17 protein-coding genes are annotated in these 20,695 nt (G+C 64.0%); 6 read left to right on the top strand and 11 right to left on the bottom strand.

Going from position 1 to position 20,695, the window contains the following annotated elements; translation table 11 throughout:
• Positions 1 to 2: 2 nt before the first annotated feature.
• A complete protein-coding gene (gene oxlT, locus BLQ58_RS11815) occupies positions 3 to 1,352 on the bottom strand; it encodes an oxalate/formate MFS antiporter (RefSeq protein WP_029051173.1) in 1,350 nt (449 codons plus the stop codon).
• Between the two features lie 212 nt (positions 1,353 to 1,564).
• Between oxlT and BLQ58_RS11810 the strand changes: the two genes are divergently transcribed.
• Both BLQ58_RS11810 and BLQ58_RS11805 read left to right on the top strand, forming a co-directional pair.
• Entirely contained in the window at positions 1,565 to 2,509 is a 945-nt protein-coding gene (locus BLQ58_RS11810; protein ID WP_029051174.1) for a LysR family transcriptional regulator, read from the top strand.
• A 129-nt stretch (positions 2,510 to 2,638) separates the two neighbouring features.
• Positions 2,639 to 2,956, top strand: a complete 318-nt coding sequence (locus BLQ58_RS11805; RefSeq protein WP_029051175.1) for a hypothetical protein — start codon at positions 2,639 to 2,641, stop codon at positions 2,954 to 2,956.
• Positions 2,957 to 3,037: 81 nt separating this feature from the next.
• On the opposite strand, the gene BLQ58_RS11800 is transcribed toward BLQ58_RS11805, so the two are convergent.
• Together BLQ58_RS11800 and frc (BLQ58_RS11795) are read right to left on the bottom strand one after the other, a co-directional pair.
• Complete coding sequence (locus BLQ58_RS11800; protein ID WP_029051176.1) at positions 3,038 to 5,167, bottom strand: acetate--CoA ligase family protein; 2,130 nt, start codon at positions 5,165 to 5,167, stop codon at positions 3,038 to 3,040.
• A 135-nt stretch (positions 5,168 to 5,302) separates the two neighbouring features.
• The gene (gene frc / locus BLQ58_RS11795; protein ID WP_029051177.1) at positions 5,303 to 6,535 is read right to left on the bottom strand and encodes a formyl-CoA transferase; all 1,233 of its coding nucleotides are present in this window, start codon (positions 6,533 to 6,535) and stop codon (positions 5,303 to 5,305) included.
• A 414-nt stretch (positions 6,536 to 6,949) separates the two neighbouring features.
• Here frc (BLQ58_RS11795) and sucC point away from each other — a divergent pair, with 414 nt between their 5' ends.
• Positions 6,950 to 8,173, top strand: a complete 1,224-nt coding sequence (gene sucC / locus BLQ58_RS11790) for an ADP-forming succinate--CoA ligase subunit beta (RefSeq protein WP_029051178.1) — start codon at positions 6,950 to 6,952, stop codon at positions 8,171 to 8,173.
• A 1-nt stretch (position 8,174) separates the two neighbouring features.
• Complete coding sequence (gene sucD / locus BLQ58_RS11785; RefSeq protein WP_029051179.1) at positions 8,175 to 9,047, top strand: succinate--CoA ligase subunit alpha; 873 nt, start codon at positions 8,175 to 8,177, stop codon at positions 9,045 to 9,047.
• A 47-nt stretch (positions 9,048 to 9,094) separates the two neighbouring features.
• Here sucD and BLQ58_RS11780 read toward each other — a convergent pair whose 3' ends face one another.
• The 7 genes from BLQ58_RS11780 to BLQ58_RS11750 form a co-directional block, all read right to left on the bottom strand.
• Positions 9,095 to 9,541: a PAS domain-containing protein gene (locus BLQ58_RS11780; protein WP_029051180.1), complete on the bottom strand. Its 447-nt coding sequence runs from the start codon at positions 9,539 to 9,541 to the stop codon at positions 9,095 to 9,097.
• A gap of 259 nt (positions 9,542 to 9,800) precedes the next feature.
• The gene (gene frc, locus BLQ58_RS11775; protein ID WP_029051181.1) at positions 9,801 to 11,051 is read right to left on the bottom strand and encodes a formyl-CoA transferase; all 1,251 of its coding nucleotides are present in this window, start codon (positions 11,049 to 11,051) and stop codon (positions 9,801 to 9,803) included.
• Positions 11,052 to 11,099: 48 nt separating this feature from the next.
• Positions 11,100 to 12,836 (bottom strand): oxalyl-CoA decarboxylase, encoded by a 1,737-nt coding sequence (gene oxc / locus BLQ58_RS11770; protein WP_029051182.1) that lies wholly within the window; start codon positions 12,834 to 12,836, stop codon positions 11,100 to 11,102.
• Between the two features lie 334 nt (positions 12,837 to 13,170).
• On the bottom strand, positions 13,171 to 13,953 hold the full coding sequence (locus BLQ58_RS11765; protein WP_029051183.1) for a fumarylacetoacetate hydrolase family protein: 783 nt from the start codon (positions 13,951 to 13,953) through the stop codon (positions 13,171 to 13,173).
• A gap of 111 nt (positions 13,954 to 14,064) precedes the next feature.
• Positions 14,065 to 15,312 (bottom strand): formyl-CoA transferase, encoded by a 1,248-nt coding sequence (gene frc / locus BLQ58_RS11760; RefSeq protein WP_029051184.1) that lies wholly within the window; start codon positions 15,310 to 15,312, stop codon positions 14,065 to 14,067.
• A 325-nt stretch (positions 15,313 to 15,637) separates the two neighbouring features.
• Positions 15,638 to 16,357: a GntR family transcriptional regulator gene (locus tag BLQ58_RS11755; protein ID WP_029051185.1), complete on the bottom strand. Its 720-nt coding sequence runs from the start codon at positions 16,355 to 16,357 to the stop codon at positions 15,638 to 15,640.
• A gap of 229 nt (positions 16,358 to 16,586) precedes the next feature.
• Positions 16,587 to 17,603: a 2-dehydropantoate 2-reductase gene (locus BLQ58_RS11750; RefSeq protein WP_029051186.1), complete on the bottom strand. Its 1,017-nt coding sequence runs from the start codon at positions 17,601 to 17,603 to the stop codon at positions 16,587 to 16,589.
• A gap of 237 nt (positions 17,604 to 17,840) precedes the next feature.
• Between BLQ58_RS11750 and BLQ58_RS11745 the strand changes: the two genes are divergently transcribed.
• The gene (locus BLQ58_RS11745; RefSeq protein WP_029051135.1) at positions 17,841 to 18,602 is read left to right on the top strand and encodes a TerC family protein; all 762 of its coding nucleotides are present in this window, start codon (positions 17,841 to 17,843) and stop codon (positions 18,600 to 18,602) included.
• A gap of 13 nt (positions 18,603 to 18,615) precedes the next feature.
• On the opposite strand, the gene paaX is transcribed toward BLQ58_RS11745, so the two are convergent.
• Positions 18,616 to 19,548 (bottom strand): phenylacetic acid degradation operon negative regulatory protein PaaX, encoded by a 933-nt coding sequence (gene paaX, locus BLQ58_RS11740; RefSeq protein WP_049815885.1) that lies wholly within the window; start codon positions 19,546 to 19,548, stop codon positions 18,616 to 18,618.
• A 124-nt stretch (positions 19,549 to 19,672) separates the two neighbouring features.
• Here paaX and paaA point away from each other — a divergent pair, with 124 nt between their 5' ends.
• A complete protein-coding gene (paaA, locus tag BLQ58_RS11735) occupies positions 19,673 to 20,674 on the top strand; it encodes a 1,2-phenylacetyl-CoA epoxidase subunit PaaA (RefSeq protein WP_029051133.1) in 1,002 nt (333 codons plus the stop codon).
• Positions 20,675 to 20,695: the final 21 nt, after the last annotated feature.

Raw genomic sequence — 20,695 nt, 5'->3', positions numbered from 1 at the left:
GATTATTCACCCTTGCCAGTGGAGAAACCTGCCATATAGGTACCGCTGTCGCTGACGGGGGCTGGCTGTGCCTCGGCATGGCCGGTGATAAAGCGTCGGCGCATCGGCTGCAGCACGAACTTCGCCGCCAGCCCCGCCGCCACCGTCATCACGGCCGCCACGGCAAACACCAGGTTCCAGCCGCCGGTATGCGACAGCACCGATGCCACCGGCACCAGCAGCGCGGCCGTGCCCTTGGCCGTATAGAGCGTGCCGGCGTTGGCCGCGGCGAACTTGCTGCCGAAGGTATCGGCACACAGCGCCGGGAAGATCGAGAAGATCTCGCCCCAGAACAGGAACGTCAGCGCGGCGAACAGCATGAACATGTACGGGTCGTGGCCGAATTCCAGCAGGCCGATCAGCGACAGGCCTTCGCCGATGAAGATCAGGAACATCGTATTTTCCCGACCGATGCGGTCCGAAACGAAGCCGCACAGCGGACGTGTCAGCCCGTTGCACAGGTTGTCGATCGACAGCGTCATCGTCAGCAGCGGCAGCGTCATGCCAAGCATCGTCACCGGCATCGACGCAAAACCGAAGTCCTTGGCAATGGGGCCCAGCTGCGCGGTGGCCATGATGCCGCCGGCCGCCACGGCCACGAACGAGATGTAGATCACCCAGAACACCGGCGTGCGCACCATCTGGCCAGGCGTGAATTCCACCGGGTTGGTCAGGATCTTCTTGTTGGCCACCAGTCCCTTGGGCGGCTGCGGCTTCACCAGCAGCAGCGCCATGACGAAGATCAGCACGCCCTGGATGATGCCGAACGTGAAGAACGCATGTTCATAGCCTGACTTCTGGATCATGTTGGCGATGGGAATCACCGTCAGCGCCGAACCCGCGCCAAATCCGGCGGCGGTCAGGCCGGCGGCCAGGCCGCGCTTGTCCGGGAACCACTTCAGCGCGTTACCCACGCAGGTGCCATAGACGCCACCCGCGCCGATACCAGCGATCACCGCTGCCGTATAAAGCATCGGCAGCGACGTGGCATAGGAATTCATCACCCACGCCAGGCCGGCGCAAATGGCGCCCCCGGCCACCACCGGACGCGGGCCGAACTTGTCCACGAGCCAGCCTTCGAGCGGCACGAGCCAGGTTTCCGTGACGATAAAAATGGAAAAGGCGACCTGGATCGCAGAGTCGCCCCAATGGTGCTTGGCGTTCATGGGCGTAACGAACAGCGTCCAGCCATACTGGAGGTTCGCCACCAAACCCATACAAAGTACACCGATGAATAGCTGGAACCAGCGATTGCGGAGGAAGCCTCCATTTGCATTGCCCATGGCGGGGCCTGCCGCATTGATGTGCGCCATGTCGTGTCTCCTTGCATTAGTGTCATGCGCGCTCTGCGGCGCGCGTGGTGGGCTTGGCCTTGGGGGATGCCCGCTTTCACTACTGAATGAGCGCGCCTGACATTGCGGCACGTGATTCGTGGATTGATGCTACTTCAAACTTAGATCAGCACAGCATAAAGTTTTTTATTATGATCATTGACGATCATTTATAGATTGCAGGAAATCGTGCAATGAAGAATGCGACGCTGCGCCAGCTGAAAGTCTTCGAAACGGTGGCCCGCCACCTGAGCTTTTCACGCGCGGCCGAGGAGCTGCACCTCACGCAACCTGCTGTTTCTACACAGGTTCGGCAGCTGGAACTGCATGTCGGCCTGCCCCTGTTCGAGCAGCTTGGCAAGCGCATCTACCTGACGCCGGCCGGCACGGAGATGCTTCACTACAGCCGCAGCATCATTCAGCAATTCCGGGAAGCGGAAGACGCGATGGCGCAGCTTAAGGGTATATCCGGGGGCCGGCTCAACGTCGCCGTGATCAGTGCGGGCGACTATTTCTTCCCTCGCCTGCTGGCGGAATTCATGAACCGGCATGAATCGGTGACATTGAATCTTGCGGTGCACAACCGCGAGGAACTGCTGCACCAGCTGAGCGGCAACCTGACCGATCTGGCGGTCATGGTACGCCCTCCCGAGGGCATGGACACCATTGCCGAGCCGTTCGCCCCGCACCCGTACGTCATCGTCGCCGCGCCCAACCACCCGCTGGTGGGCCAGCGACGTATCCCGCTGGCGGGCTTGACAGAGGAAGCCTTCGTCTCGCGCGAAAAAGGGTCGGACACGTGGAATTCGATGCAGGAAGGTTTTGCCGGCCGGCTTTCGAACCTGCGCATCGCGATGGAGATCAAGAGCACCGAGACCATCAAGCAGGCCGTGATCGCCAACATGGGCATCGCCTTCCTGTCTGCCCATACCGTCGGCCTGGAACTGCAGACCGGCAAGCTGGCCGTGCTCGATATCGAAGGCTTTCCGGTGATGCTGAACTGGTATGTGGTCCATCGCAAAAACAAGCGCCTGCCCCCGGTGGCGCTGGCGTTCAAGCAGTTCCTGATGGAGGAAGGCCACACGCTGATCCAGCAGATCACGGGCGTGGAAGGCCTGATCCGGCCCCATCACGGGTAAGTCATCTCTTGCATAAGCGATGACTTATGGTTTTTCGATGAAACTTTAATTATCGTAAATCGTTCCTGCTGTCTAAGCTTCGGACATCACACGCTGCCGTACAGACGTGTGCAACCACAGGAGACGATCATGAACCACCTCCAATCCGACGCGCCCGCCACCGTTGCAATGCCGACGGCCGTCAGCGAGATGCGCCACCTTGATCGTGAGATCCAGCTGGCCGCCTACAACGCCGCGTTCACCGAACTGGGCCTGCGCTTCCGCTGGGACGCCCCCATGTTCGAATGGCTGTGCGGCATCGACTGCGAAAAGATGCGCGTCACGCGCTATATCGAGCAGTACCATGCCCACCTGCTGAACGCGTACGACGCGCCGTTCCTGAGCCAGCTGATCTTCGACAAGAAGAACGAATACCTGCGCGCCATGGCCGGCGCCGGCGCGAACTAAGTTCCGCGGCACCGCCAGCGCAACAAGGGCCCCGTCACGGGGCCCTTGGCGTTTCTACGATGTCCTGCGCAGATAACGATCTCAGATCCTGCCTGCCCCGCGCGCCCACTGGTACTTGGCGCCCAGCACTGCCACCGGGATTTCGGTCGAATAGGCGTAGGCCGGCACGCCATGCTCGTACAGGTATTCGGCGGCTTCCTCCACCTGCACGTCGCCGGCCAGCGACGCCACGATCGGCTTTTCGATCCCCAGCGCCTTCATCTCCTCCTTGACCTCGACCACGAGCTTCGCGAACACCATCGGCGGCGTGATGATGGTGTGCCAGTAGCCCAGGATGATCGCGTGGATGCGCGGGTCTTCCAGGCCCAGCCGGATGGTGTTCCTGTAGGTCGACGGCGGTTCGCCACCCGTGATGTCCACCGGGTTGCCGGCCGCGCCGAACGGCGGAATGAACTTGCGGAACGCCGCGTCCAGATCGTCGGGCATGCTCATCAGCGACAGGCCGTTGTCCACGCAGGCATCGGACAGCAGCACGCCCGAGCCGCCCGCGCCGGTGATGATCACCACGTTCTCGCCCTTCGGCGTCGGCAGCTTGGGAATGCCCCGCGCGAATTCGAGCAGGTCGCGCAGCGAGCGGGCGCGTATCACGCCGGCCTGCCTGAACACGTCCTCGTAGATCTTGTCGTTGCCGGCCAGCGCGCCCGTGTGCGAGCTGGCGGCCCGGGCGCCCATGCTGGTACGGCCGGCCTTGAGCACCACCACCGGCTTCTGTTTCGATACGCGCGCGGCCGCTTCGGCAAACGCACGGCCATCCTTCAGGTCTTCGCAGTGCTGGGCGATGATCTCGGTATTGTCGTCCTGCTCGAAAAACGTCAGCAGATCGTCTTCGTCGATATCCGATTTGTTGCCCAGACCCACGATGGCCGACACCCCCATCCTGGCCGATCGCGAGAAACCAATGATGGCCATGCCGATGCCACCCGACTGCGACGACAGCGCCGCCTTGCCCTTGACGTCGTACGGCGTACAGAACGTGGCGCAGAGGTTCTTCGGCGTGTAGTAGAAACCGTAAATATTTGGCCCCATCAGCCGGACGTTGTACTTGCGCGCGATGGCCACGATCTCTTCCTGGCCTTCCACATTGCCGGTCTCGGCAAAGCCTGACGGAATCAGCACGGCACCCGGAATGCCCTTCCTGCCGACCTCTTCCAGCGCCTGCGCCACGAACCTGGCGGGAATCGCGAACACGGCCACGTCGATGTCGCCCGGCACATCGAGCACGCTCTTGCAGGCCTTCATGCCCATGATCTGGTCGGCCTTGGGGTGGATCGGATAGATCGTGCCCTGGTAGCCGCCGTTGATCAGGTTCTTCATCACCGAATTGCCAATTTTCCCGTCCTCGGCCGATGCGCCGATCACGGCCACGGTATCGGGCTTCATGATGCGGTTCATCTGGCGCACGATCTCTTCCTGGCTCGGGCGATATTTTTCCGCCGGCGGCGCGTGGTCGACCACGATGCGCACGTCGGCGGCGACGGCGCCGTTCGCGCTGGCGAACACCGGGTTCAGGTCGAGTTCGGAGATTTCCGGGAAGTCGCTGACCAGTTCCGACACCCGCTGGATCATGCTCGCCAACGCCTCGCGATTGGCCGGCTCGGCGCCGCGCACGCCCTTGAGCACCTCGGCGGCCGCGATGCCATCGAGCATCGACAACCCGTCGTCGTACGAAGCCGGCGCCATGCGGAACGTGACGTCCTTGAGCACTTCCACAAGCACGCCGCCCAGCCCGAACGCCACCAGCTTGCCGAACGACGGATCGGTGACGGCCCCGATGATCACTTCCTGCCCGCCGGCTATCATCTGCTGCACCTGCACGCCGACGATGTTGGCATCGGCCTTGTACGCCTTCGCGTTCTCGATGATCTTCAGGTAGCCCTGCTCCACTTCCGCCGCCGACTTCAGGCCCACCAGCACGCCGCCGGCCTCGGTCTTGTGCAGGATGTCGGGCGAAACGATCTTGAGCACGACCGGAAAGCCCATCTTGCTGGCCAACTCGACGGCACCCGTCGGCGATCTGGCCACGCCCTCGCCCGGCACCGCTATGCCGTAGGCATCGCAAACCAGCTTGCCCTCGGGGGCGGTCAATGCATCGCGGCCTTCTTCCTTGACCGTCGCGAGGATCTTGCGTACCGCGTCCTTGTCATGTGCCATGTCAGGTCTCCATCTGTTCTGGCGGGATCCCCGCCAATATTGAGGCGTACAAAGGGGCAGCCGCCCGGCGTCGGTTGACGCAGGCGGCATGCGGACTGCACTGGAGAAACTTTCAGGAAAGGTGCGGGGCTGGTGCTAGACCGCTCCGGCCGCCTTGAGCGCGGCAATCTGCGCCGGGGTGCGGCCCAGCCATTCAAGCACCTCGTCGGTGTGTTCGCCCAGCAGCGGCGAGCGTTCGACTTCCACCGGCGAATCGGACAGCGTGATCGGGCAGCCCAGCTGAACGTACTTGCCGCGCTGCGGGTGATCCAGCTCCACCAGGTAGCCACGGTCGTACAGCGAGCCATCCTCGATCAGGTCCTTCATCGACAGGATCGGGCCGCACGGCACGTCCACTTCGTTCAGGGCTGCCATGACTTCAAACTTCGTCCGGGTCTTGGTCCATTTCTCGACGACGCCGAAGCATTCGCCCAGGATTTTCAGCCGCGCCTCGGGAGTGGCGAAGTTCGGATGCGTGATCAGGTCCTCGCGGCCGCACAGGCGCATCAGCGGCTCCCACCCCTGCGGCTGGATGATCACGTACACGTAATCGTTGGCCCCGCCCGGCGCACAGCGCAGCGCGGCACCGGGCTGGCCGCCGCCCGACGCGTTCCCGGCACGCGGCACGACATCGCCGAATTCCCGGTTCGGATATTCCTTGAGCGGGCCAGCCGCCAGGCGCTGCTGGTCGCGCAGCTTCACGCGGCACAGGTTCAGCACCGAATCCTGCATGGCCACTTCCACGCGCTGGCCACGGCCCGACTTCTCGCGATGCAGCAGCGCGGCAAGGATGCCCACCACGCAATGCACGCCCGTGCCGGAATCGCCGATCTGGGCGCCGGTCACGGTGGGCACACCGTCTTCCTCGCCGGTGGTGCTGGCCGCCCCGCCCATGCACTGGGCCACGTTCTCATACGCCTTGCAGTCGACGTACGGGCCAGGGCCAAAGCCCTTGATCGACGCGTAGATCAGGCGCGGATTCAGCGTCCGCAGGCGGTCCCACCCGAAGCCGGCGCGGTCCAGCACGCCCGGCCCGAAATTCTCGACCAGCACGTCGCAGCGTTGCACCAGCTCCTCCAGCAAGGCCTTGCCCTCGGGCGTCTTCATATTGAGGGTCAGGCTGCGCTTGTTCGAGTTCAGCATGGTGAAGTAGAGGCTGTCCGCGTTCGGCACATCGCGCAGCTGGCTGCGCGTGATGTCGCCACGGCCGGGCAGTTCCACCTTGATCACATCCGCGCCCAGCCAGGCCATCAGCTGCGTGGCCGACGGGCCGGCCTGCACATGGGTCATGTCCAGAATGCGGACCCCTTCCAGAGCCTTGTTGTTCATGGCGTTGTCTCCTTGAGGATTCTCGTGAAGGCAATGTCTCCGCGACCGGCCTTGGCTTGTGCGAGGGATATCGCACACGCGCCGCGTCGTCGATCTTGCTAAACACCGTATGTGATATATCAGCGCACAACAAGAGAAAAAGGCGCACGAGGTTTAACTTTTGCTTCTGCGTCGCAGCAAATGCCTTCTGAATCTAAGCGTAATCCCTGCATTTACAACGTATCGCCATCAATATTGGCGGATTTATGCCATGCCCTTGTCAGCGCCGGTATTCACTGACCAAAGTGGTTTCGTGAGGCATTTCATCCACTTCCCGCTTGATTATATTGATATATTACATACCATATTTTAGGCTGAAATAAATATAGAGCGGACACCGCCGGCGCCGTCGTGCGCCCCATAGGAGGAGACACGTTGAACATTCACGAACATCAGGCCAAGGAGTTGCTTCGGCGCTATGACGTTCCCGTGCCGCAGGGCTGCGTGGCCTTTACGCCAGACGAAGCCGCCCATGCCGCCCGCAAGCTGGGCGGTCCGCTCTGGCTGGTGAAATCGCAGATCCACGCGGGCGGCTGCGGTGCCGGGCATTTCATCGAACAATCCGCCGGCGATGGCTCGGGCAAGAGCGGCGTGCGCGTCGTGACGTCGATCGACGATGTGCACGCGACCGCTTTGCAGATGCTGGGGAAGACGCTGGTCACCAGCCGGACCGGCCCGGCTGGCCGAACGGTGCGGCGCCTCTACATCGAAAAAGGCTGCGACATCGCGCGCGAGCTATACCTGGGCATCCTGATCGACCGCGCCACGTCGCGCATCACCATCGTCGCGTCCGCCGAGGGTGGCATGGACATCGAGGCCGTCGCCACCCTAACGCCCGAGAACATCCTGAAGGTGGCGATCGATCCAGCCAGCGGCATCCAGCCGTTTCATGCCCGCCGGGTAGCCAGCGGCCTGGGACTGTCGGGCAGGCAGGCGGGTGCGGCTGTGCGGTGCATCCTCGCTGTCTACCGCGCGTTCACCGATCTCGATGCATCGATCGTCGAGATCAATCCGCTGGCGATCACCGGCGACGGCGACGTGCTGGCGCTCGACGCCAGATTCGAGTTCGACGATAACGCCCTCTTCCGCCATCCAGAGATCGAGGCCATGCGCGACGAGAGCGAGGAAGACCCGGCCGAAGCCGAGGCCGCGCGCCACGGGCTGCACTACGTGCGGCTGGGCGGCAATATCGGCTGCATGGTGAATGGCGCGGGCCTGGCGATGGCCACCATGGATATCATCAAGCGCCATGGCGCCGAGCCGGCCAGCTTCCTCGACGTGGGCGGAATCGCCACCCCCGAACACGTGACCACTGCGTTCCGGCTGATCCTGGCCGATCCGAGGGTCGAAGGCATCCTGGTGAACATCTTCGGCGGCATCATGCGCTGCGACATGATGGCCGAAGGTGTGGTGGCCGCCGCGCACGACCTCGACCTGACCGTGCCGCTGGTGGTGCGGCTGGAAGGCACCAACGTCGAACGGGGCCGGCAGATCCTGCGCGATTCGGGCCTGCCGATCATGGCCGCCAGCCATCTTGCCGACGCGGCCGAGAAGGTGGTGGCCGCCGTGCGCGCCGCCCGGAAACACGGAGAACAGTGACATGGCTGTCCTGATCCATCAGAACACGCGCGTCATCTGCCAGGGCTTTACGGGCGCGCAAGGCACGTTCCACTCGGAACAGGCGCTGGCGTACGGCACGAAGGTGGTCGGCGGCGTCACGCCCGGCAAGGGCGGCGCGTCGCACCTGGGGCTGCCGGTCTTCGACACCGTGGCTGCGGCGGCCGACGCTACCGGCGCCGATGCGTCGGTCATCTACGTGCCGCCGCCCTTTGCCGCCGATGCCATCCTGGAGGCGGTCGATGCCGGCATTGCGCTGATCGTCTGCATCACCGAAGGCATTCCCGTGATGGATATGGTGCGGGTCAAGCGGGCCTTGTCAGGTTCCGCCAGCCGCCTGATCGGGCCGAACTGCCCGGGCGTGATCACGCCGGGGCAGTGCAAGATCGGCATCATGCCGGGGCACATCCATACGCCGGGCAGGATCGGCGTGGTGTCACGCTCGGGGACGCTGACCTACGAGGCCGTGGCGCAGACCACGGCGGCCGGGCTCGGGCAATCGACCTGCGTCGGCATTGGCGGCGATCCGGTCAACGGTACGGACTTCATCGACTGCCTGGAGATGTTCCTGGCCGACCCGCAGACCGAAGGCATCATCATGATCGGCGAGATCGGCGGATCCTCGGAAGAAGACGCGGCCAGCTTCCTGCGCGATGCCCGCCCGCGCAAACCCGTGGTGGGCTATATCGCGGGCGCCACGGCGCCGGCGGGACGCCGCATGGGGCATGGCGGCGCCATCATCCCGGGCGGCAAGGGCACGGCGGCGGCAAAGATCGACGCCATGCAAGAGGCCGGGATTCACGTGGCCGCATCGCCAGCGGAGCTGGGCGCGACCATGGCGGCAGCCATGCGATAGGAACCGGGGCGCAGCGGCGACGAAGGCGGGCGCCCCGGACCGGCCTGTCAGCCGGCTGCGGCCGCAGCGGCCGCCTTGGCTTCCAGTTCCGCGATGCGCTTGCGCAGCGCCCGCTCTTCCTGGAAGCGCACGGTCTCGTCGCGGATGATCGCCACGATGCCCGTGACTTCGCCGCCGTCGCCATGCAGAAGCGCCACGGTAAAGGCGATCGACATCGCATCGCCCTTCTTGTTGATCGCCGGCACCTTGAGCAGGTCATGGCCGTAGCGGGTCTGGCCCGTTGCCATGGTCTTGTCGTAGCCTTCCCAGTGCCGCGCACGGAGGCGCTCGGGAATGATCAGGTCCAGCGACTTGCCCAGGGCTTCCTCCTGGGTGTAGCCGAACATGTACTCCGCCGCCGGGTTCCACAAGGTGATGGCGCCGTCGGCGCCGGAGATGATGACGGCGTCGCCGATGGCCGACACCAGCTGTTCATAGTCGATTGCAGTCTGCATGGTCATTCCTGAGGAATGGTGGGTGGCCGTTTCGCCGTCCCCGGCTGCCCCCGGGGCGCCCCGGGCCGGGCACTCATTGTGGCACTGCCGGCGCTGCCGGGCCATCGGGCTGGTCCCTCGGGTCAGCCGCAACGGGGCCTTCAGCTTGCGGGTCCAGACGAAAAACGCGCCGGTGTACGTGGTTGTTCAACCACGCGCCCCGGCGCGCCTGTTCCGGCCCGCTGTCACCATCGGGGCGCTGGCAAAGGTGGCGTCCTGCTCAGATCACCTGCGCTTCGCGCAGACGGGCGATCTCCTCGGCGTTGTAGCCCAGGCCGGACAGCACTTCCTCGCTGTGCTCGCCCAGCAGCGGCGAACCCGTGATTTCCGGCTTCAGGTCCGAGAACTTGATCGGGCTGCCCACGGTCAGGTACGTGCCACGTTGCTTGTGCGGAACTTCCACGATCGACCCGCTCTTGCGCAGCGATTCATCGGCAGCGATTTCCTTCATCGACAGCACAGGCGAGCACGGAATGTCGAACTTGCGCAGGATGTCCACCGCTTCGTACTTGGTCTTGTCGGCAAGCCACTCTTCGATGGTATTGAAGATATCGAAGATGTGCGGCTGGCGGGCCTTGGCGGTGTTGTAGTTCGGATCGTTGATCCACTCTTCCCGGCCCAGCGCCTTGCAGATCGGCTCCCAGGCGTGGCCCTGGACGGTGAAGTAGATATAGGCGTTGGGATCGGTTTCCCAGCCCTTGCACTTCAGCACCCAGCCCGGCTGGCCGCCGCCGCCGGCATTGCCGCCACGCGGCACCACGTCGCTGAACGTGCCGTGCGGGTACTGGGGGTACTCTTCCAGGTAGCCCAGGGCGTCCAGGCGCTGCTGGTCACGCAGCTTCACGCGGCACAGGTTCAGCACGGCGTCCTGCATCGACACCGCAACCTTCTGGCCCTTGCCGGTCTGCTGGCGGCCGATGATCGCGGTCAGGATGCCGATGGCCAGGTGCATGCCGGTGTTCGAATCGCCCAGGGCGGCGGCCGACACGGTAGGCGGGCCATCCCAGAAGCCGGTCGTCGATGCGGCACCGCCGGCGCACTGCGCCACGTTCTCGTAGACCTTCAGGTCTTCATAGTGGTGGCCGTCGCTGAAGCCCTTGACCGATGCCACGATCATCATCGGGTTCAGTTCCTTGATGCGGTCCCAGGAGAAGCCCATGCGGTCCAGCGCGCCCGGGCCGAAGTTCTCGACCAGCACGTCCGATTCGCGGATCAGCTGCTCCAGGATCTTCTTGCCTTCCGGCTTCTTGGTGTCCAGCGTCAGCGAACGCTTGTTGCTGTTGAGCATCGTGAAGTACAGCGCGTCGGCGTCGGGCTGATCGCGCAGCTGCGTGCGCGTCACGTCGCCGGAGCCGGGGCGCTCCACCTTGATGACGTCCGCGCCGAACCATGCGAGAAGTTGCGTGCAGGCGGGGCCGGCCTGGACATGCGTGAAGTCGATGATCTTGATGCCGCTCAGTGGAAGATTCACGTTCGCTCTCCTATTGGAATAGAGGGTGAAATTCGGGTGGTCGGGTGGTTATTGCTTGCTGGCCGAGCTCTGCGGATTCAGGTTGGTCAGGCGGCCGCTTTCGGTGCCGGCTGCCGGATCGATGACGGCGTTGATCAGCGTGGGCTTGCCCGATCGCAGCGCCTCGTTCACCGCGGCTTCGAGTTCCGCCGGTGTGGTGACGTTGTGGCCGACACCGCCGAACGCTTCCATCATCTTGTCGTAGCGCGCGCCCGGCACGAACATCGTGACGGCCGGATCTGCGCCGCCGGTCGGGTTCTTGTCGATGCCCTTGTAGACGCCGTTGTTGTTGAACACCACGACGCAGACCGGCAGGTTGTAGCGGCAGATCGTCTCGACTTCCATGCCCGAGAAACCGAAGGCGCTGTCACCGCACACCGCCAGGACCGGCTTGCTGGTTTCCACCGCCGCCGCCACCGCGTAGCCCATGCCCACGCCCATCACGCCCCAGGTGCCTACGTCCAGACGCTTGCGCGGCTCGTACATGTCGATCACGGCGCGGGCGTAGTCCAGCGTGTTGGCGCCTTCGTTGACAAACGAGATGCCCGGGTTGGCCTTGACGACGTCCTTGAGCACGCGCAGCGCGCCGTGGAAGTTCATCGGCGTGGTTTCCTTGGCCAGCGTCTCGGCCATCTTCGCCAGGTTCTTTTCCTTGCGTTCGTCCACCGCGCCAATCCACTCGGCGCCCGGCTTGGCAAAGTCATTGCCGATCTTGTCCAGCAGAGCCGACACGCAGGAACCAATGTCGCCCACGACCGGCGCGGCGATGGCCACGTTGCTGTCCATCTCGGTCGGCGAGATGTCGATCTGGATGAACTGCTTCGGCTTGCCCCAGGTCTTGCCCTTGCCGTGCGACAGGAGCCAGTTCAGCCGGGCGCCGACCAGCAGCACCACATCGGCCTCCGCCAGCACATACGAACGCGCGGCCGACGCCGATTGCGGATGCGTATCGGGGATCAGCCCCTTGGCCATCGACATGGGCAGGTACGGAATGCCGGTCTTCTCGACCAGCGCGCGGATATCGGCATCGGCGCGTGCGTAGGCGGCGCCCTTGCCCAGCAGGATCAGCGGACGCTTGGCGCCCTTCAGCAGTTCGACGGCGCGGTCGATCGCATCCGGCGCCGGCAACTGGCGCGGGGCCGGGTCCACGACCTTGATCAGTGACTTGCGGCCCTTCTCGGCTTCCATCGACTGGGCCAGCAGCTTGGCCGGGAGGTCCAGGTACACACCGCCGGGACGGCCCGACACGGCGGCGCGGATGGCACGGGCGACACCGACGCCGATGTCTTCGGCGTGCAGCACGCGGAAGGCGGCCTTGGCGTGCGGGCGGGCGATGGCCAGCTGGTCCATTTCCTCGTAGTCACCCTGCTGCAGGTCGACGATCTCGCGCTCGCTCGAGCCGCTGATCAGGATCATCGGGAAGCAGTTGGTCGTGGCGTTCGCCAGCGCGGTGAGCCCGTTCAGGAAGCCCGGCGCGGACACGGTCAGGCAAACCCCCGGCTTTTGCGTCAGGAAGCCGGCAATTGCCGCGGCGTTGCCCGCGTTCTGCTCATGGCGGAAGCTGATGACGCGCATGCCGTTGGCCTGCGCCAGGCGGGCCAGATCGGTGACCGGAATACCAGGCAGGCCGTAGATGTTTTCGATGCCGTTCAGCTTCAGCGCGTCGATGACCAGATGGAAACCATCGGTTTGTGCCTGCTGTTCTTCTACAGCGTGACGCTGCAGTTCGTTTCCGACTTCTGCCATGGTTGCTTCCTTCTATGCAAATTGACGGGATTGGACTTTCTTCTTCAGGGTGGTCTTCAGCGGTCGCGCTCACGTTCGGCCTGGATGCTTTGGACAAAACGGAGCGGTGTCTCCTTCCTCGCGCTTCCCTGTACTCGATGACGCTGAAATACGGTATGTGATATATCAAAGATCGGCAAGTAAATTCCCACTATTTCGACGAACTTTCGTCGGTGCAGCGCAGCATTTCGTGAAAATTAGACGCAAATAAGGGAAATTACTGATCCCCTGCGGACATGCCTGGCTGTCTGGGCATGTCCGCCCTACTCCGCCCGGCGGGCGCCTTTGAACCGGCTCAGGCGCCCATATGGTTGACGAGCGAGCCGATCCCGCGGATAGACACCTCCACCACCGAGCCGTCCTTCATCGACCCGACCCCAATCGACGTGCCGACGGCGATCACGTCGCCCGGCATCAGCGTCATGTCCTGCGACAGCCGGCTGACCTGCTCCTCTGGCGAAAAAACGATGTCGGAGAGCGGATAGTTCTGGCGTTCGGCGCCGTCCAGCCGCGTCACCACGCTGGCGCTACGCCAGTCAAAGCCGGTGACGATGGCCGGACCGATGCAGCCGAAGGTGTCGGATCCCTTGGCGCGCGTCCACTGCGGGAAGTTCGGATCGGCATTGAGCAGTTCGCCCGCCGTGACGTCATTGACGATGGTGTAGCCGAAGATGTGCGAGGCCGCTTCGCTCAGCGGCACATTTCGGCATTCGCGGCCGATGACAATGCCAAGTTCGCCTTCGTAGGCGATCTTTCCGGTGTATCCGGCCGGGCGACGGATGGCGTCGCCGGGGCCAGCCAGCGAACTGGCCGGCTTCAGCAGGAACAGCGGATGCACAGGTACCGATTTCTCCAGGCGGGCGGCCAGCGCGTGAAAGTTGTTCCACAGCGCCACGATCTTGCCGGGCTCGCACGGGGCCAGCAGGTCCAGCGAGGCGTAGCTGTAGGTGTTGCCAGTGGGACGGGGGTCGGTGTAGCCGGGGCCATCGAATTCGATGACGCGGTCGGCATCGGCATCGTCAAGACGGCCGTAAGCGGTGTCGCCGTCGGGACGGCGGAAGCGGATCCAGGTTTGCACGGCAGCGTTCCTCCGGCAGGCGGGCAAGTGCCGCGCCTGCACTTTGTTCAGACTTCGGAGCCCCTCTCAGAGGCCGTCGAGACGGACGCCCGCCGTGGCGGGCGCCTCGGGTCAGACCGCTCCCGCTACGCGCAGCGCCGCAATCTGTGCCGGCGAGCGCCCAAGCCATTCCAGGATCTCGTCGGTGTGCTCGCCAAGCAGCGGCGAGCGTTCGACGTTCACCGGCGAATCGGACAACGTGATCGGCGAGCCGAGCTGCACGTATTTGCCGCGCGTCGGATGTTCCAGTTCCACCAGGTAGCCGCGCTCGTACATCGACTTGTCCTCGATGAGGTCCTTCATCGACAGGATCGGGCCGCACGGCACATCCACCTCGTTGAGCGCGTTCATCACCTCGAACTTGGTGCGGCCCATCGTCCATTGCTCGATGATGCCGAAACAGGCGGTGAGCTTTTTCAGGCGCACTTCAGGCGTGGCGAATTCCGGATCGGTGATCAGGTCTTCACGGCGGCACAGGCGCATCAGCGGCTCCCAGCCCTGCGGCTGGATGATGACGTAGACATAGTCGTTCGGACCGCCCGGCGCGCAGCGCAGCGCCGCACCGGGCTGGCCGCCGCCCGACGCGTTGCCGGCACGGGGCACGTGGTCGTCGAACTGATCGTTGGGATACTCACGCAGCGGGCCGGCATCCAGACGCTGCTGGTCGCGCAGCTTCACACGGCACAGGTTCAGCACGGCGTCCTGCATGGCAACTTCCACACGCTGGCCGCGGCCCGAATGCTCGCGCTGCAGCAGTGCGGCCAGGATGCCGACCACGCAGTGGACGCCCGTGCCGGAATCGCCGATCTGCGCGCCAGTCACTGTCGGCATGCCGGCGGCCTCGCCGGTCGTCGATGCGGAACCGCCCATGCACTGGGCCACGTTCTCATACGCCTTGCAATCCTGGTACGGGCCAGGGCCGAAGCCCTTGATCGACGCATAGATCATGCGCGGATTCAGGTCCTGGATATGGTCCCAGTCGAATCCGGCGCGAGCCAGCACACCCGGGCCAAAGTTCTCGATCAGCACGTCGCTCTGCTGGATCAGGTCTTCCAGCAGCGCCTTGCCTTCGGGCGTCTTCATATTGAGCGTCAGGCTGCGCTTGTTGCTGTTCAGCATGGTGAAGTACAGGCTGTCGGCGTTCGGCACGTCGCGCAGCTGGCTGCGCGTGATGTCGCCGCGGCCCGGCATTTCGACCTTGATGACGTCGGCACCCATCCAGGCCATCAACTGCGTGGCCGAAGGACCGGCCTGCACGTGTGTCATGTCCAGAATGCGAATACCGTCGAGGGCTTTGCGTTCGTTGTGGGTGTCGGCCATGGTGCGTCTCCTGATGTGTGTTTTGCTCTGTTGACATACAGTATGTGGTATATCACGAAGACGCAAGGGGGTTTAAACCCGAATTCAGGAGGTTTCGATGCTGCATCGCAGCAGGCGTAATCTGGCTGGTGTGCGCAACGGGCCTTACCAACAAAAACACCCCAACAGCCCTGAGGCGGTTGGGGTGCAAATGATGCTTTCCGTCCCGATCCCGACCCGGCGAGATGCCAGACGGCCAAGGCCGCCCTTCCCTCGCCCGGCGATCGTCAGGGGGCGTTCCCGCCGACTGGACGGCAACGGCATCAGGCGGCGGCTGGCAGATGGATCAGTCGAGGAAATCGCAGTGTTTTTCCACGTAGTCGGCCAGGTCGAGCGAATGCTGGCGCACCAGCCGTTCGGCCAGTTCGGTGTCCCGCTTTTCCAGCGCCTCGATAATCCGCAGGTGATCGACGATGGAACGCGCCGCGCGGTCGCTTTGCGAAATCGTCATTTTACGAATCGCGCGCACATGGACAAAGATGTTCTTGATCTGATCCATGATGATCTGCGACTTCGACAACTGCACGATCGCCTGATGAAACACGATATTGGCGTCGGAATATTCCTCGATATGCTCGGCCGGCGTGGAGTCGCGGAAGCTGTCGAACATATGGCGCAGCTTGCCGATCTCCTCGTCGGTGGCGTTCTGCGTCGCCAGGCGGGCGGCCATGCTTTCCAGCGCGGCCCAGACCTGGATCATCTCGACGATTTCACGCTTGGTCTTGCGGGTGATATAGATGCCACGGCGCGGCACCGTGCGCAGGAAACCCTCCTGCTCCAGCAGTGTCATCGCCTCGCGGATCGGGGTTCGGCTGACCCCCAGGGCTTCGGACAGCACGCGCTCGTCGAGCCGGACTTCCTCGCGTGACTGGTAGATATCGGCGTCAGCAATCGCCTGGCGCAGCATCGCGTACGCCTGGTCGCGCAGGCTGGCGCCGGCATTGATCGGTTGCAGCGACAGGGACAGCCCTTGCGGCTGGATTTCGGGTTGGCTTTGGGCAGACATGAATGCACTCGTCAGTGGCCGGTGCCCCGGACGCCGGTCTGGCGTCCGGTGGCACCCGTCCCGTGAACGTCAAGACACCAGTTTGGCATGGCGTCATGCGTTCTGCTCATCAATCTGGCGTTCTCCGCACCACATTGTGACGCAAGGGACGAGTCCGGCCTTTCGTATATGGTATATCACATCGACGGCACTGCCGAAGGTCATTGCCCTCGCTTACAACCGCCCGGCTTCAGGCGGCCTTGGCTACCTTGACCGGCTCGGCGCTGCCTGCGGGCGCCGACTGGGCCATCCGGTCGCGCTGTTTGATCAGACCCAGCACCGCGTCGATCATCGGCGTGGGCTGGCCGATCATCCGGCCCATCTCCTGCACGACGGTCAGCAGCGGGTCGATCTCCATGGCCCTGCCCGCCTCCAGATCCTGCAGCATCGACGTCTTGTGCGCGCCCACCGCCCCCGCGCCGTCGATCCGGCGTTCCACGTCCACCCGGAAGTGAACGCCGAACCGCTCGGCGATATCCTTGGCTTCGAGCATCATCTGCTTGGACAAGGCGCGCGTGGCCGGGTCGGACGTAATGATATCCAGCGTGCCATGCGTCAGCGCGCTGATCGGGTTGAAGCAGAGGTTGCCCCACAGCTTCAGCCAGATCTCGTCACGGATGTTGTCGCGCACCGGGGCATCGAGATCGGCCTTGGCCATCATCTCGGACAGTCGCGTGACGCGGTCCGAGCGGGTGCCATCGGGTTCGCCAATCGGAAATTTCTTCCCATAGACGTGCTTGATAACGCCCGGCGCCACGATTTCGGCCGCCGGATACAGCACGCAGCCGATGGCGCGCTCGGGCCCCAGGCCTTGCCACTGCTTGCCTCCCGGGTCCACGCTTTCCAGCGCCCGCCCGGCGAATTCGCCGCCGTGCTTGTGGAAATACCAGTAGGGAATGCCGTTGACGCCAGTCACCACGGCCGTCTGCGGCCCTAGCAGCGGCTGCATCAGGTCCACCACACCGGGCACCTGGTGCGCCTTCAAAGTGATGAAAACGTAATCCTGTGGCCCCAGTTCGCGCGGATCGCTGGTGCAACGCACCTTGGCCACCCGCTCCTGACCTTCGATCTGCAAGCGCACGCCATGGGCCTGCATGGCCGCCAGATGGGGCCCCCGGGCGATAAAGCTGACGTCGGCACCCGCCAACGCCAGCTGGGCGCCCATGTAGCCGCCAATGGCTCCCGCTCCGTAGATACAGATCTTCATCGGTTGTCTCCTGATTGTGGTGATAGTGATGTGTTGAAGCGAATGCTTTGGTATATCACATACTATATTTCACAATCGCTGTTCGACAACCTCGTTCTTTCACTCAGTGGCGCCGGCGCACGCTGTACCGGTATCGCCGCGTGCGGGGTGTGTACTACCATGTCTACCGTTGTCCGCTTGCGGGCCGCCGTTCCGCTTCCCGGCCCTCTTCTATCGTCACGGAGATCTGGAGTCCGCATGGAAACACTGCTCGAACTGGCGCGCGACCCATCCGCCTGGGCTGCCCTGGCCACCCTGGTCGCCATGGAAATCGTGCTCGGCATCGACAACCTCATCTTTATTTCCATCCTCACCAACAAGCTGCCCGAGCACAACCGGGAAAAGGCACGCCGCATCGGTATCGGCCTGGCGCTGATCCTGCGCCTGGGACTGCTGGCCACCATCGCGGTAATCGTGGCGTTGACGGAACCGGTGTTCACCATCATGGGCAAGGGTATTTCCTGGCGGGACATCATCCTGATTGCCGGCGGCGCCTTCCTGGTCTGGAAAGCCACGCGCGAAATCCACGAGCATGTGGCGCCGGAACCTGAACACGAGGACGAATCGGCCGGCGCCCGAGCCGTGCCGGGATTCGCGGCGGCCATCGGACAGATCCTGGTGCTGGATCTGGTGTTCTCGATCGACAGCATCATCACTGCCGTAGGCATGACAGATCACATTCCGATCATGTTCGTGGCGGTGATTGCCGCCGTGACCGTGATGCTCTTCGCCGCCACGCCGCTGGCGAACTTCATCAATCGCAATCCCACCATCGTGATGCTGGCGCTGGCCTTCCTGATCATGATCGGCATGACGCTGATTGCCGACGGGCTCGGCCATCATGTGCCCAAGGGCTATATCTATACGGCGATGGCGTTCTCGACGGCCGTGGAAGGGCTGAACATGCTGGCGCGGCGCCGGCGCGCGAAGGCCAGCGGCAAGGTGGCCCCACACGACTGAGGGCAGCCCGCGGCTACTCGTGAAATCGCGACGTAAAGCGTTCGCGCAGCACCCGCATGGGTGACTGGAACGTGCCGGCCGCGGTTTCCATATGCGTCCGCAAATGCGCCTCGCTGGCCGGCAATAGTGCTGCATACAGCGCCCCCGTACCGGCCCGCGCCTCGCGCCCGGGCCAGTCTGCCGGCAGCAGTTCGTCGGGCAGGCCGGGGTCACGCAACAGTACCCGGCGATATTCGTGGATCAGCAGGATCCGCACGAAAAACGCATCGGCTGCGGACAGCGACGGGGCTTCCTTGACCCATGACGCAAAGCGCCTGACATACGCCTGCCACGCCTGCGCCACCTCTTTCAGCCGGTAGGTCTGGTGGATCAGTTGTTCGAGCGGCTGCCGCGAAAACGACGCCACCGATTCGGCCCGCATCACGGCTGCGTGCTCCGTGGCACCCGCCGCCAGCAGGATTTCCGCCAGCGAGCCCTGGTCCGCATTCGGGTGGGCAAACACGCCCGGCGCCACCGGTCCGAAACCTTCCCAGAGCAGCTCCCGCCGCAGCGGCTGGCGCATCGATGCCTTTGTGTCGTTGCGCAACAGCACCAGCGTCCACTTGCCGTCCCAGGCCGGCGACGCCCCGGCATAGATGCGCTTGCCAGCGTGCTGCACGCGCAGCAGCCCGGCATCGGACAATCCGTAGAAGCTCTTGCGGCCTGCGCGCGTCGCCGCCAGCCAGTCGTCGGCAGTGAGGCGGAAGATCGCCGTGCGCACCAGCCGGTTGCTGAGGCCAAACGGCGCCGATAGCGCAATCAGGCTGCCCAGCCACGGCGCCTGCGGCCGCGGTGCGATCACATCGCCATACATCGTGACCAGCAGCGAGCCCGCGCCCAGCTTCAGCCCCTTTGCCAGCCGCGCCACGCCGGGCGACACACCTTCCGGCTTCAGCAGGTCAGCCATGGGTCTCCTTTGCGAAGTGATACACACGAACTCGTTGAATGAGTCAAATCGTATCACTATGATCCTGATCAATGTCAGGTCTGGCCGATCGGCCACGAACCCGAAGCGAATCACGGAGACATGCATGTACGCGCAACTGGTCGACACCGGTGTCACGAAAGTCCGCACGGCGAAGGACATGAGCGATGACGAACGCCGCTTTCAGCAGCGCATCGACGACGGCATCCGCATCGAATCGAAGGACTGGATGCCTGAAGCCTATCGACGCACGCTGGTACGCCAGATCTCGCAGCACGCGCATTCGGAAATCGTCGGCCAGCTGCCCGAAGGCAACTGGGTGACACGCGCGCCGACGCTGGAGCGCAAGGCCGTGCTGCTGGCGAAGATCCAGGACGAAGCGGGCCACGGGCTGTATCTATATAGCGCGGCTGAAACGCTCGGCGTGTCGCGCGACCAGATGCTGGCCGACCTGCATAGCGGAAAAGCCAAATATTCGAGCATCTTCAACTACCCGACGCTGAACTGGGCCGACATCGGCGCCATCGGCTGGCTGGTGGACGGCTCCGCCATCATCAACCAGGTACCGCTGTGCCGTTGCTCGTACGGCCCCTATGCCCGGGCGATGGTGCGCGTGTGCAAGGAGGAATCGTTCCATCAGCGCCAGGGTTACGACATCCTGCTCAAGCTGTGCAACGGCACGGCGGAGCAGAAGCAGATGGCGCAGGACGCGCTGAACCGCTGGTGGTGGCCGGCGCTGATGATGTTTGGGCCGTCCGACGCCGAATCGCTGCATAGCGCGCAATCGGCGCAATGGCGCATCAAGCTGTTCTCGAACGATGCGCTGCGCCAGAAGATGGTGGACCAGACCGTGCCGCAGGCCGAGTTCCTGGGCCTGTCGATTCCCGACCCCGACCTCAAGTGGAACGATGCACGCGGCCACTACGACTTCGGCGCCATCGACTGGGACGAGTTCTACAACGTGATCCAGGGCAATGGCCCCTGCAACCGCGAACGCCTTGGCACCCGCGTCAAGGCCTGGGAAGACGGCGCCTGGTTCCGCGACGCGCTGGCGGCCCACGCCGGCAAGCAGTCCGCCGGCCAGCCGGCGGAACGCCAGGTGGCCTGACGCCTCCCCGTCTGCATTTCA

The sequence above is a fragment of the Ralstonia sp. 25mfcol4.1 genome (assembly GCF_900104095.1).
Lineage (GTDB): Bacteria > Pseudomonadota > Gammaproteobacteria > Burkholderiales > Burkholderiaceae > Cupriavidus.
Note: the sequence above shows the minus strand (reverse complement) of the source record. Positions and strands in the feature narration are given on the sequence as shown.